Source organism: Petrotoga sibirica DSM 13575, assembly GCF_002924625.1.
GTDB lineage: Bacteria > Thermotogota > Thermotogae > Petrotogales > Petrotogaceae > Petrotoga > Petrotoga sibirica.
This window is the reverse complement of the sequence record NZ_JAHC01000017.1, coordinates 47,589-61,824: the sequence shown is the minus strand read 5'-3', so window position 1 is coordinate 61,824 and position 14,236 is coordinate 47,589. Positions and strand designations below refer to the sequence as shown.

General features: G+C 33.1%; 13 protein-coding genes. All 13 read right to left on the bottom strand.

The genetic code is table 11. The features are described from left to right. Positions 1–12: 12 nt before the first annotated feature. The 13 genes from galT to AA80_RS04930 all read right to left on the bottom strand — a co-directional run bounded on the left by galT (position 13) and on the right by AA80_RS04930 (position 14,195). Positions 13–1,023: a galactose-1-phosphate uridylyltransferase gene (galT, locus tag AA80_RS04990; RefSeq protein WP_103876725.1), complete on the bottom strand. Its 1,011-nt coding sequence runs from the start codon at positions 1,021–1,023 to the stop codon at positions 13–15. A 1-nt stretch (position 1,024) separates the two neighbouring features. Continuing rightward, on the bottom strand, positions 1,025–2,476 hold the full coding sequence (locus AA80_RS04985; protein ID WP_103876724.1) for a glycogen synthase: 1,452 nt from the start codon (positions 2,474–2,476) through the stop codon (positions 1,025–1,027). Between the two features lie 47 nt (positions 2,477–2,523). After that, positions 2,524–3,147, bottom strand: coding sequence for a CBS domain-containing protein (locus AA80_RS04980; protein WP_134080048.1), 624 nt, complete (start codon positions 3,145–3,147; stop codon positions 2,524–2,526). Positions 3,148–3,185: 38 nt separating this feature from the next. Further along, positions 3,186–4,409 (bottom strand): M20 family metallo-hydrolase, encoded by a 1,224-nt coding sequence (locus tag AA80_RS04975; protein WP_103876722.1) that lies wholly within the window; start codon positions 4,407–4,409, stop codon positions 3,186–3,188. A 31-nt stretch (positions 4,410–4,440) separates the two neighbouring features. Further along, positions 4,441–4,545, bottom strand: a complete 105-nt coding sequence (locus AA80_RS10485; protein ID WP_425320594.1) for a hypothetical protein — start codon at positions 4,543–4,545, stop codon at positions 4,441–4,443. Positions 4,546–4,549: 4 nt separating this feature from the next. Next, complete coding sequence (locus AA80_RS04965) at positions 4,550–7,744, bottom strand: UvrD-helicase domain-containing protein (RefSeq protein WP_103876720.1); 3,195 nt, start codon at positions 7,742–7,744, stop codon at positions 4,550–4,552. Positions 7,745–7,876: 132 nt separating this feature from the next. After that, positions 7,877–8,605, bottom strand: coding sequence for an ABC transporter ATP-binding protein (locus AA80_RS04960; RefSeq protein WP_103876719.1), 729 nt, complete (start codon positions 8,603–8,605; stop codon positions 7,877–7,879). Continuing rightward, complete coding sequence (locus tag AA80_RS04955) at positions 8,578–9,567, bottom strand: ABC transporter permease (RefSeq protein WP_103876718.1); 990 nt, start codon at positions 9,565–9,567, stop codon at positions 8,578–8,580. The genes AA80_RS04960 and AA80_RS04955 overlap by 28 nt, the downstream gene beginning before the upstream one ends. A gap of 27 nt (positions 9,568–9,594) precedes the next feature. Beyond that, positions 9,595–10,536, bottom strand: a complete 942-nt coding sequence (locus AA80_RS04950; protein WP_103876717.1) for an ABC transporter substrate-binding protein — start codon at positions 10,534–10,536, stop codon at positions 9,595–9,597. A gap of 310 nt (positions 10,537–10,846) precedes the next feature. Then, on the bottom strand, positions 10,847–12,307 hold the full coding sequence (gene cls, locus AA80_RS04945) for a cardiolipin synthase (protein ID WP_103876716.1): 1,461 nt from the start codon (positions 12,305–12,307) through the stop codon (positions 10,847–10,849). 1 nt (position 12,308) lies between these two features. Continuing rightward, positions 12,309–13,007, bottom strand: coding sequence for a dTMP kinase (gene tmk / locus AA80_RS04940; protein WP_103876715.1), 699 nt, complete (start codon positions 13,005–13,007; stop codon positions 12,309–12,311). Between the two features lie 58 nt (positions 13,008–13,065). Next, positions 13,066–13,629, bottom strand: coding sequence for a chromate transporter (locus AA80_RS04935; RefSeq protein ID WP_103876714.1), 564 nt, complete (start codon positions 13,627–13,629; stop codon positions 13,066–13,068). Then, positions 13,626–14,195, bottom strand: coding sequence for a chromate transporter (locus tag AA80_RS04930; RefSeq protein WP_103876713.1), 570 nt, complete (start codon positions 14,193–14,195; stop codon positions 13,626–13,628). Before AA80_RS04930 ends, AA80_RS04935 begins: the two co-directional genes overlap by 4 nt. Positions 14,196–14,236 lie beyond the last annotated feature (41 nt).

Here is a 14,236-nt window from a genome sequence, read left to right as displayed (position 1 = left end):
TCCTCCTAGTTTTTAAAGAATGTCTTTTTCTTCTATGAGGTCACTGCAGGCTTGTTCGGGAGAAACATGGTTAATATGGAAGCCTGTGCCCCATTCAAAACCAGCGACATTAGTTAATCTAGGTAATATTTCTATATGCCAATGATAATATAGTTCCAGTCCGTCTATAAACGGTGAAGTGTGGATGAATAGATTAAATGGTGGATCGTCGAGTTTTTTATCAAACCTTTTGGTTATAATAGAAAGAGTTTTTGCTAGATCTTCAACTGATGTCGGTTCGTTTTCTAAGGATCCAAAGTCATGTGAATGTTTTAGTGGAAGTATCCATGTTTCGTATGGAAATCTGGAGGCGTAAGGTTCTATAACAATAAACTCATCTGTTTTGAAAACTACCCTTTGTTTGTCTTTTAACTCCTGGTTTATTATATCACAATAGACACATCTTTCTCGAAACTCATAATAAGATTTGGATCCTTCTATTTCCGATTTAATCGTGATAGGAACGATAGGAGTGGCAATAAGTTGTGAGTGTGGATGTGAAAGAGAAGCACCAGCCTCTTCCCCCTTGTTTTTGAATATTTGAATGTATTTTATGTTTTTGTCTTTTCTTATTGTTTGAAACCTTTTTATGTAAGCCCATATTATTTCTTTCATTTGATCTATTGGCATATTTGCAAATTTTGCGTTATGTTGTGGAGTTTCTATTATTACTTCATGGTATCCATAACCAGACATTTGGTCGTATATCCCGATACCTTGTTTTTTCAGTTCGTTTTCAGAGTGGAGTGCTGGAAATTTATTTGGCACAACACGAACCCACCATCCTGGGGAGTTTGGAGTAGAGTTAGCGTCTCTAAATGCTATTATTTCTTCCGGAGTACTGTATTCATTTCCATAATCGAAAGGGCAGAAGGAAGTTTCTATTTTTTGATGCTGTTTTTTGAAATCCATGGGCCTTTTCGATCTTTCGGAAGATATGATAACCCATCTTTTTATTATAGGATCTTTTCTCAATTCCATCATTCTAATAACCCCGTTTTTTGTCAAGGGCAATTTTGTATAATTCGATGTATTTCTTAGCGGTTTTTTCGTAAGAGAAATCTTCTTTCATACAGTTTTCAAAAATATTAGTCCAGTCATCTTTTCTTTTTTGATGAAAGAATATGGCATTCATTAACGTGTACAATAAATCGGCTTCTTGGTATTCATAAAATCCGAATCCTGTTCCTTTTTTATCTTTTGGGTTGTATTCCGAGACCGTATCCTTCAACCCCCCTGTGTATCTTACAACAGGAACGGTACCGTATCTCATTGAGTACATTTGGCCTAATCCACATGGTTCATACTTAGAGGGCATTAAAAATATATCAGATCCAGCGTATATCTTTTGAGCTAGATCGACATCGAAGGTTATGTTGATGGATATCTTTTTTGGATAAAGCTTTGTCAAGGTAGCAAAATACTCTTCATATTTTTTATCTCCTGTTCCTAATAGTACAAATTGAATATCAGTGAGTAGCAACATGTCTATTATTTTTGAAATTAAATTGATTCCTTTTTGATCAAAGAGTCTACCAATAAAAGAGATTAGGGTTTTACTTTCATCCTTAGCGAGACCTAGGTGTTCTTGCAAACTTGTTTTATTTTTTAACTTGTCTTCGTATGATTTAATGGGATGGAAAATATGAGTATCTTTTAAGGGGTCATAAATACTGTAGTCAATGCCGTTTAATATACCAAACAAATCTTCAGATCGAACCTTTAATACACCTTCTAGTCCATAACCGTATTCTTCGCTTTGTATTTCTTTTGCATACGTGGGACTCACGGTATTTATTATATTACTGAACAAAATTCCGCCTTTCAACACATTTACTTTTCCATAATATTCCAGAGCGTTCATGTTGAAGAGGTAAGTTGGTAATCCAGCCTGATTTAACACATCAGGGCTAAAAAGCCCTTGATAACCTATGTTGTGAATAGTTAATATCGTGGCTATCTTTTTTAATATATTGTCTTGTAAATAATAGGTTTTTAGATATACAGGTATAAGAGAAGTGTGCCAGTCGTTTACGTTGATAACGTTTGTGTCTGGTTCACATTCTTTTATAGTTTTTAAAGCAGAATCACAGAAGTACGAAGTCTTCAAAAAGATATTTTCTTCATCATATATGTTTTTTGAATCATAGAGAGAATCGGTTTTTATGAAATAAATTACTACAGAGGAACCTTCTAAATAACTTTTATAGACACTAAAAGGGGACTTATGTGTATGTGAATCAGGTACTAAGCCTGTTTTTACAAGCTGAAATTTAGAAATTTCAAAATTATTTTCTATGTTTTTATGAAAAGGCATTATAACGTATATTTCTTCTCCTGCATTTTTAATATATTTTGGTAGGGCCCCAGCTACGTCTGCCAAACCTCCGGCTTTAGCAAATGGGGAAACTTCGTAGGATACGTAAGCTATTTTCATAATATTGCCTCCTAATGATTAATTCTTTACTCACAATTGGCTTTTTTTCAGCTTTCTTTATCTCCCTTTTCTTCGTATATACCTTCATACTCTATATTTTCCTCATCTAATATATCAGAAATGAGATCAATATTTTTAATACCAAGTTTTAGACTGATCATTCTTTTTTTATCACTTATTTTGGCTGTCATTAGAGAAAGAAGGTTGATTTTTCGGGTCGCAAATATGCTTAAAACTTTATTTAGTTCACCAGGAATGTCGTCTATCTTTATTACCGCTCGCGTTCCTGTTTCGTCCATGGCAGAGATTGTTTTAAAGGATTTTAATACTTCAAAAAGTCCGAAGACTCCCACAGGATGCATTTCATTATCAACAACAGGTAAAATTCTAGCTCTGTTTTCTAACATCAAAACTAGCGCATCCTCTAATAAATCATTGTCAAATAAAAAAGAATCGGTAGGATCTAATATTTCTATTAATTTCGTATCTAAATCATAAGAAGAAAATGTAGCTATATCGTTGAAAGTGATGAGGTTGTACAAAGTTCCATCGCGTCTTAAAACGACCAGATTTTCTTCTTCATTGCTTATTTTATCAAAGGCTTTTTGCAAGTTTTCTGTGTATTCAATTGTTTGAAAAGTATCATTTTGCCATAATTTTACATACATCATACAACCCCCAATATAATCTTTAAGGTTAAAAATAAGAATTATAAATTACTCATAAGGTATGCGAAAACTTGGGTATCTTTAATTAAATTGTCTATTTTCACATATTCGTTAGGTTGATGTGCGGTTCCATCGATCGTTGACCAAACAACAGCGGGGAACCCTGCCCCACGGACTATCGCCGCACAGGTACCTCCACCTATTCCACCAACCTTAGCTTGTATATTTCTAAGTTCCTTTATGCTTTCTTTTAATATTTCTACACAAGGGTGTTCTTTTGGGGTGGGTTTGGTTGATTTTTCAATATGTTCCCCTTCAATTATTATTTTGACATTCCATTTCTTTTCATATTCTTTAGATAGATTCTTAAGAGTGTTTATTATTTGTTCAACGTCATAGTTTGGAAGAATCCTTCCATCGAAATATATGATATCCGTGCCGGGAATGGTATTTATGTTTTCAACATTGGATACTTTCTTTGTTGGTTCAAAAGAAGAGTATGGGTAATTAAAGAGGTCGTCTTGTAGGTTATAAGTTTCGTGGAAATATTTATCGGCTGCAATTGCGAAATCCATGCCAGCTCTATGGGCGTTAATGGAGATATTGGGCATAGATGCATGGCCTTGCTTTCCAAGAGTTGTTATTTTTAACCACATAATCGATTTTTCTGCAACTTCGATGAAGCTTCCATCAGGTTCCCCGGCATCTGGTACGTAGAACCAATCCTCTTGTTTGAATATTCCTTGTTTTAATAAGTATTTTATTCCAAATTCTGAACCGGTTTCTTCATCTGAAACCAAAGCTAAGGCAATGTTGTTTTTCGGTCTCACTTTTAAACCCATAATGCTTTTTACGGCATATAATGTTGATATTAAGGAAGCCCCATTGTCTTCGCTTCCCCTTCCAAAAATCTTTCCATCTTTTACTACCGGTTGAAAAGGATCTGTTTCCCATAATTTGATATCACCAGCAGGTACCTTGTCCATGTGAGTTACAAACCAAATAGTTCTTTGTGGGTTTTGACCTTTATAGGTTGCAACTATGTTTGGCCTGTATCCATATTCAACAGCATCGTCTGGAGCGTCGTATCTTTTAATTTCATCGAAATTCCAACCGCTAATCAAAGATTCTAACCATTCTGCAACTTCCTTTTCCCCAGGCCCTCCCGCACGTGGGTTGACAGAGTCAATTGATATGAACTTTTTTGAACTTTCAATAATTTCTTCTTTTAATTCTTCTACTTTTTTAATTATACTTTCCTTCATGTAATTAGACCCCCTTATAGGTATTTGTAATTCAAAACCTTTTTTTCTTTTTGAATATAATTATCATGATTACAGCTATTGTTGCCATAATTCCTAAGATTAGGAAATAACCAAATTTCCAATGGAGTTCTGGCATATTCTCAAAATTCATTTGTAACTTCCTCTTTCGAAAGTTGTGAGATCAATCGCTCTTCAAACTGTGGGTCGTATTCAAGAGTTATGGGATCTTGTAATGTTTTGATACTTATTATGTGACCTCTTTTTGGATTCCCAAAATCGGATAATAGGTAAAGGTAGAAAAGTATTTGAAATTCGTAATCTTTAATTTTTTTTGGATCTTTCAAGTCTGAATATTTGTAATCCAAAATCTCAATATCACCTTTTTCTATTATAACTTTATCAGGAATCCCAAATAACATATATTCTTTTTTTCCTATATTCAATTTTTTCATGAGTCTCCATTCATTTTTTATTACTTTATTCTCAGAGGGTGAGAAGGCTCTTTTTACTATATCTAATTCATCAAAACCTTGTGGTAACTCTCCGTTTTTTACCATATTTTTTATGTGACTTATATTTTGAGCACTTCTTAGTTTAGAGTGTAAAAAGGATCCTCTAAAAATAAGCTCTTGATCTGAAAAAATGTTTTTTGGATCAAAATAAGTTGAAGGAGATAGAATGGTTTCATTGAGATCTTCTATTAAATCTAATTCGTTAGTTTTTATTTCATTGATTATGTAAGTTGGGGCTATGTACTTTTTATACGAGAGATTGGTTAAGTCTTTAAGATTTTGGTGAGGTATATCTTTAAACAAAGTATTTTCTTCATCTTTGTTTAGAGGTTCGGGAGCGTTTTCTTTTGGTTGTTGAATATTATCTGAATGAATTATATCTATGGTATTTGAATTTTTTACTGTTAGGAAGAAATTATTTAATGTATCGGCTTTCTCATTTGACACTAGGAGGGGTATCAGCAAGTCTTTTGCTCTTGTTATTCCTACATATACTAATCTGTTGGCTTCCGTTTTATCTAAAAACTCGTTGTTTTTAAACCATTTGAGTAGCCAATGATCACTGTTTTCTACGCTCTCTTTAAATACATTCTTCAAGAGGTAATATCTGTTTCCCGCCGCATCAGGGATCGAAAATTCCGCATAGGAACCATTTTTTGTCCCAGAAATAGAGTTGTGTAAACCGATCATTAATACAATAGGAAATTCCAAACCTTTAGATTTATGGATGGTCATTACTTTCACACTGTTAGAGGTTTCATCTTCTATAGAAGCCTCTTCTTCTGAGATATTAGAGGCATTTTTCAAAAATCTGACCAATTCAGAAAAAGAATTTGCCATATTGTTGTATTCTTCGGCTTGATTTATAAGTTTTTTTATATTGGATATTGAAACTTCAGGATCGTTTGTTAAAACGAGTTTAGAGAAGTAATTGTTGTTGTTTATTATACCTTTCAGTATGGAAGAAGGAGTTAAATAATATTTGAGATCCTTGTACTTTTTAAGCACTTTATAACTTTCCACTACATCATCAGGGAATTCGCTTTGCATATTTTCAAACGTTTCAAAAAAACTTCCTTGCCTTTTTTCTACCAATTTGGAAAGATCTTGAAAGCTCATGCCTACTAAAAGTGACATCATGTATCTGACAAACTGGTAGTCGTTAAAAGGATTTTGAATTGAGTTAAGGGCAGCGAAAATAGCTTGAATTTCTGGTCTATTGTAAAAAGATTTGCTGCCGAATATATAAAAGGGTATATTATATTTAAAAAAGGTGGTTCTAAGTATTTTCTCTGTATTTTTTAATTCTTTTGAAAGGACAGCGATATCTTTTGGTTCTATTTTTCTTCTTTCATAATATACTTTATTATTTTTTCTTACTTTGAAATCCATTTCTTGTCCTAACAACTTTTTTATAACTTTTGCCAACGTCTCTATTTCAATGGCAAGACGATTTTCTTGGTTGTTTAATCCATTTTCATCAGTGGGTTCAATTAATATGTATTTAACTCTTTTAGTATCATCTTCACTCAAAGTAGGGATCGTTTCGGTCTCTTGGGGAGGGATTTCGGGTTCTGATATATCTTCTTCTTGGAAGGAGAGATTTTCTAAAAGTTTGGGATCGATGTCTTCCATCTGTAAATTTTCTCTTTTAAATAAAGAAACTTCAGAAAGATGATTTGCAAAATTTATGATTTGTTGATGGGATCTTCTATTTTTAGTTAATTTTCCTAAAAGAATCTCTTCATCAGAATTTTGAGCTTCTGTTAAAGAACGTGAAAATACAGAAACATCCGCTCCTCTGAAACGGTAGATGGATTGTTTTCTATCTCCAACATAAAAAAAATAATTATCTGTGGTATGGAGTTTGTCAAAGATTTCTTTTTGAAGATAATTAGTATCTTGAAATTCATCAACTATGATATATTTAAATTTATTTTGATACTTTTTAAGAAGATCGGGGTTATTTTCGAATTCTTCTACAACTTTTTCTAAAACCGCTTTGAAATCGTATAAAAAATTATCGGTGGTTAATCCCAGATAGAATTCACTAGCGATAAGAGAAATAATTTTTACAAGCCATAAAAAGTTTTTGTAAAGCTCAGAGAGTTCTTTATCTGCTAATTCTAAATCGTTAGTTAATAAGACTCTTGACATTTCAATGCGCCAGTTGGAAACAACATCTTGAATTATCTTTTCAAACTCGTCCAAGCCTCTTTCAGAAAGTATTTTTTTAAAGGATTCTTTAAATTTTGTTTTTTCTCTATTCAAAGTTTCAATATACTTTTCTATTTTTTCCTTTCTTTTTATGGACAAGAAATTGAGCCAATCTATTTCTTTATCTTGATATATTTCTAAGGCAACTCTTAAAGCTGAATAAACCGATCTTTCAACTTCTCGATCTCTTTGAAAGTCGCTTATTATACTGAAATTTGGGTCTACCCCCATGGAAATGTTGTTTTCTCTTATTATTCTTGAGCAAAAACTGTCTATAGTTTTGACCCATGAGCGGGATAAATTAATTTTTACTTCGTTCCAATATTGGTACCATTCTACTTTGCTGGTGCCATAAGGGGGTTTTTCATCCAATTTGTTGGAAACTTCTTCCATAATTCTATTTTTCATTTCAGAGGCGGCTTTGTTTGTGAAGGTCACTGTAAGAATGTTTTCAACTATCTCGGCATTTGGAAAATTCTTTTCTAACACTTTGATAAAATATTGTGTAAGAATATAAGTTTTGCCCGTTCCCGCCGATGCTGAGATAAAAAAATTCCTATTTGGATCATCTATCTCTTTGTAAACATCTACTTTTTTTACACTCATTTTGTATCTTGTCCTTTCAAAATATGAACCAATTTGTTTTAAATATTATACCATATTCTATTATTGATTAAAAAAGTAAAGACGCCCTATGGGATAGAGCGTCAACAAGATAATTTAGAAGTATTTTATTTGTCAATTAGCTGTTACTTTTTTTAGTTCTTCTGTGTTATGTGTTTTTTCGTAGACAAAATCTTTTGTAACCTTTCCATCTTTGATTTCCACTATTCTACTTGAATATTTTTCTACTATTTTCATGTTGTGTGTGACCATTATAATGGTTAATCCCAACTCTTTATTTATCTTCATAGTTAGTTCCATCACCTTTTCAACATTTTTGGGATCAAGAGCCGCGGTATGTTCGTCTAATAGCAGAAGATCAGGCTTTGTTATAGAAGCAAGAACCATGGCGAGGGCCTGTTTTTGCCCTCCGGAAAATTCTTTGACTTTTGTTTTAAGTCTGTTTTCTAAGCCCATGTTTAAAGATTTCAACAATTCTAATCCTTCGTATTTTCCAAATGAAAAGAATCTATTTCCTTTTTTGGATCCCAAGATCAAATTTTCTTCGAGGGTTAGCTCAGGAAATACACCTCTATCAGGTTCTTGATACACTATGCCAACATTTCGAAAGAGCTTGTAGGGTTTTGTTCTTTTTATGCTTGTGTTATTTAATGTAAAGCTCCCTTGATCCAACACTACTTCTCCTGTTAAGACTTTAAGAAGCGTTGTTTTCCCAGCACCGTTGGGACCTATGATAGTTACAAATTCTCCCTTTTTAATACTTAATTCAAATTTGTCTAAAGCCTTTTTTTCATTAATCTGATTTTTGTTGTATACTACTCTGATGTTTTTAAGCTCAACCATTTTTTAAATTCTACCCTCCTTAATCCTATTACTAATATTATGAACAACGCAGTTATTAGTTTCATATCGCTTGATTGGAAGCCGATTATGTAACCATATCTCATGGCTAATGCCAGTAAAAATTGATAGATAACAGCTCCAATGATGGGGCATAGCATGTTATAGAACAGATTTAGCTTACCAAATATGATCTCCCCCAAAATAACCGCTGCTAAAGAAATTACAACAATGCCTTGACCCATATTCACATCTGAAAATCCACCGTACATTGAGAACAAGGATCCTGACAGCCCCGCAAAGAAATTTCCCAAAAGTAATCCGATTATACTCATAATTTCAGGGTTCATACCAAGGTTTTTGATTCCTGCCTTGTTACCTCCGTACCCCCTGAGCGCAATTCCTAACTCCGTTCTCAAAAAGATTATTGTTAAAAGAGCAGATACAAATACCACCGATCCTATTAAGATGGTAGAGTTATATCCAGAGTTTTCTCTGAATGGAGATAAGGTTTTTTTGGTTTCGTTTATTTGTAAATTACTTTGATTTTCCTTTAAGCTACTCATGCCTAAAATGTCATCTAACTTCGTTTTTTCGGTGTATTGTGCTTCTTGCTGGGCTGTTATTTCTTTTGGAACGGAAACGTTCGGTCCATTCATGACCCTAATGTTTATCGAATAGAGCATTGTCATAACCAATATGCTGGCTAACAAGGAATTGACTTTTAATTTGTTATGTATCAGAGCGGTTATTATCCCGAAAAAACCTGCCATTAAACCACCAAGAAGCATACATATTATCCAAGGCAGACCCGCGTACATAAACGCAACGGTTACGGCCCCTCCCAACACATACGATCCATCCGGCGTTAAATCCGGAAGGTCGATGACTCTGAAACTTATAAACACGCCCATGGCAACTAGGGAGGCTATTAATCCTTGTTCTAATATACCCACTAAATCCATAAATTTCCTCCTAAATTTCTGTCCCGATCATAGTATTCCTTCTATTTCATCTGCAATGTCTAAAAATTGTTGAGGTATATTTACATCTAGAGTTTGGGCTCTATCCAAATTTATATAAAACGTTAGAGCGTCTGCTCCTACTATCCGAGACTCAATTTCGTTAGGTTTTATGCCGTTTATGAGATCGAGGACAATTTTCCCTGTTTCTATTCCTACTTGATAATAGTCAAAGCCAAAACCTAAAACGGATGTTTTTCTTGCTATATCAATGTCTCCTGCAACTACCGGGATCTTGTTTTTTTCAAATACTTGGCCTAAGATTTCAGCTGATGAAGCAACCAAATTATCTGTGTATAGATAGGCAACATCGATCCTGTTCGCTTGAGCGTTTAGGGAAGTTACAAGTTCGTTAGCGTTCGTCCCTGTGATTTCAATTACATTGAATCCCAATTGGGGAGCAAATTTCTTAGTTTGATCTGCTAAAAAAACCGAGTTAGCCTCGCCAGTATTGTAAAGGATCGCTAAGTTTTTGGCATCAGGAAATATTGTTCTCATGAGGTTTACATGAGTTTCAACAGGGACCATATCGCTTACTCCAACAACATTTCCTGGATTTTTACCAAATTTGGGTATCAAACCCGCACTGATTGGATCCGTAACCGCGCTGAATACCACTGGCTTATCTTTTATTTCGGTTGCGGCTGCTTGAGCGGAAGGGGTAGCTATTGCAACTATTATATCTACATCAGTTTTGAACTTGTTAGCTATAGTTATTGCATTTTGAAAGCTACCTTGTGCGCTTTGATGCTCATATTCAAAGTCTACACCTGACTCTTCAAGATAATCAATTACTCCCTGATAAATTTTGTTTAAAGCAGGGTGTTCCACAATTTGTGTGATACCAATCTTTACACCAAAAGTAAATGTAAATAGAAAAACAATAAACAAAGTTGTTAACACTTTTTTCATACCCTTACACCTCCTGGAGATTTTGTTTTTTTACGTATTTCTTATAAAAAAAGGGTGTCTACTTTTTCGTAGACACCCACTTGATCTTCTTATACCTACTTGCTCGCTAATAGGTAATGGAAGGCACCAAGTTGGGTGTCTTTCCAATACCAAAAGTAGAAATATTGATTATTTTTTGATTTTAAAGTATCGAGAGGATTTATTAAAAATTGTAATGAAATTTTTTTCATAGTAACCCTCGCTTAATTGAAATTTAATTTTTTAAATTATACATCAATCAATAAGGTTTGTCAAGTAAAAATTTTATTTTTTACAAAAGATTGGAGAAAATCCTACAGAATGCTTCTGTGAATTTGATAGGGAAAGGCTGATTATTAAAGTAATCTTGAGAAATGTGAGAACTAATTTTTAAATCCTCAAGAAAAATATCTTCTATTTGTTGAGTTTTTTCCCTATCGTATATTAAGAAATTTGCCTCATAATTTAGTTCAAAGCTTCGAATATCTATATTTGCTGTTCCAACGGTTGATATTAAACCATCTATGGATACGAATTTAGAGTGTATGAATCGATCTTTTTTGTAAAAATATACTTCAACGCCATATTTTATAATTTCTTCCAAATATGTTCTTGAAGCAAAATATACTAAAAAATGATCCATCTTTCCTGGAAATAAGATTTTTACTTTAATACCAGAAAGGGCAGCAATTTTCAAAGCTGAAAGAATGCTATCATCTGGGATGAAGTACGGTGTAGCTATGTATATATGGTCTTTAGCAATATTAATCATCTTGTGGATCATTTGCATTATCGATGAATTTTCTGATTCTGGGCCACTCACCGCTATTTGTATTAAGGAGTCCCCTTTTCTCTCCTGCTTTTTAAAATATTTACCAGGATCTATTTTTTCTTTTTTCCTCTCTGCCTTTACAATTGTTTGATAGTCTTCAAAAAAAATTTTTTGAAGTCCGTTTACAGCCTCTCCTCTAACTTTTAAGTGGAGGTCTCTCCAATATCCCAAACTACTTTTACCAATGTATTCATTTCCAATGTTTATCCCTCCGATGAAGCCAATTTCAGAGTCAATTATCGCTATTTTTCTGTGATTTCTATAATTTACTTGGGTATTCACAAATTTAAGTAAAGGGGATAAAAAATAGCTATAAAAAGCAATTTCAACTCCTGCATTTTCTAATTGCTTTATATAGCTTTTCTTTAGGCGCCCTGAACCTATTTTATCCATGATAAATTTAATTTCTACTCCTTCTTTAGCCTTTTTTATCAAAAGATCTTTGAGCTTTTTGCCTGTTTCGTCATCTTTTACAATATAGTACTCCAAATGAATAGATTCTTTTGCGTTTTCAATTTCTTTAAAGAAAGAAGCAAATTTTTCTTTCCCATTTTTAAAAATTTCTATGTCGTTTCCCAAAAATAAAGGCGACTTAGAATTTCTTTTTAAAAGATTAATTAGTTGTAAGTATTGAATATCATTTTCCCCAAGTACCTTCGTTAACCATTCTTTTTCTTTTTCAGATAAAGTAGGTTTTGAATCCAAGTAAATATCACTGGTAAGTTTTCTTCTTTTCCAGTTCCTTCCAAAAAAAAGATAGATTACAAATCCTATAAGTGGGATTACGGCAAATATTAAAAGCCAACTTATGGTTTTTTCTGGTCTTTTTCTTTCTAAAATGACAACAGTTGTAGCAACAAATGCATATATTAATACAAAAAAAGTCCAAAATCCAAATTTGAAAATTATAGCAAAAGCCATTTTATATTTCTCCTAAATCTCTTATGTTTTTCCATATAGAGTAGATCTCTTCGTGAATTTCTTCGATTGTTTTTAATTCTTTGTTTTCTTTTAAACAGTTTATTATCGTCCAATTGTACTTCTGGGCAATGTATTTCGCATTTTTGTATGTCTTGTTTATGTACTCAATATTTTTTTCGTGGATATCTTTTCCCGTTAGGTCTATTATTTTTTCCTTTCTTTTTTTCAGCAATTCTATACTTATTTTGGGAGGAATATCTAAAAATATTACGTAATCAGGCTTTGGCAAATTAAATTTGTTGAATTCCAAATCCCAAAGCCATTCCAAAAATTCACCTTTTTCACTTTGATTTTCGAATTTTGAAGATTGATATATCATGTTGGAAGTTGTGTACCTATCAGATATTAAAATTCCACCAGATTCATATAAGGGTTTCAATTCCTTTTGATAAGTTGCAAATCGGTCCACAGCAAAAAATGTAGAAGCAGCGTAGGGATTTATTGCTTCAGGGTTTTCTCCAAATTCACCTTTTAAATACATTTTTATCAAAGCGGAAGAGTCGCTTTTGTAATTTGGAAATTCAACTTTGAAAGCCTTGATTTTTTCATCTTTTAATCTTTGGCATAATTTTTCTGCTTGAGTAGCTTTGCCACTTGCGTCTGTTCCAGATTCTATTACAATAAGCATTCCTTTTTTCATAAAATATCCTCCTACCATTTAGGCACTGGTACTTGAGCTATTTAACTGATTTTCTAAGTTAAAACTTAAAAATTATTCCCACAGCCGCTCCTAAAGCCAAATAAACTACAGGATGCTTTTTAAACCGTTTCATTAGATAAATAATGATTAGAAACAATATTATAGCCTTAAAATTGAAAATAGAAACCGAAGTTTGAGTTTCTGTAAGCTTCTCAAGATGAAATAAAGAAACCTTTGCTACTTCATATCCTGCTGCACCTATTAGTCCTACTACCGCAGGTCTTAAAGCATAAAATCCATTTTGTATAAATGGTTTTTCATTGAACCTTTGAAAGTAATGGGCAATTATAGTAATAATTATTATTGAAGGTGTCACTATCCCCAGCACAGCTATTATACCACCAAAAACACCTCCCGAGTTGTAACCAACAAATGTAGCTGTGTTTATTCCAATAGGTCCCGGTGTAGATTCGGATATAGCTATATAATCTGCTAAATCAGTAAGGGTTAACCAATCATACTTACGAGCAAGATCCTGAAGAAAAGGTATCGTTGCTAAACCTCCACCTACAGAAAAAAGACCGATTTTAAAAAATTCAAAATATAATATAAGGTAATTCATTTTCTATCATCCTTGAAACCCTTTCGGGGCGTTTCTATTCCATTTTGCTGTATAATCAATCCAACTATGAATGAAGTTATCACAACTACAACTGGAGATAATTGTAGGAAAGCAACAACAATAAAGGAAACTGAAAATATAATTATACCTATGTAATCTTTGATAGACTTTTTCCACATATTTATTATGGCGTTCAATATTAATGCAACTACAACTACCCTTATGCCTCTGAAAGCATGTTGTACTATTTTTAAATCTTGAAACTGTTGGAAAAATATAGCAATAATGGTTATTATTACGATAGAAGGGAAGACCATCCCTAAGGTTGCGAATATTCCTCCGAGAATTCCTTTTAATTTGTAACCTATGAAAGTAGCGGTATTTATAGCGATTATTCCGGGTGTACTTTGACCAATTGCATAATAGTCAATTACCTCTTCATCAGTAGCCCAATTGTGTTTTTTAACAACTTCTTCTTGAATCATTGGTAACATTGCATAGCCACCGCCAAAAGTTAAGCTTCCGATTCGAGCAAAAGTTATAAATAAATTCCATAAATCTTTCATCGATACTGTTAGCTCCTTTTATATAATTGTTAGAATTGTTT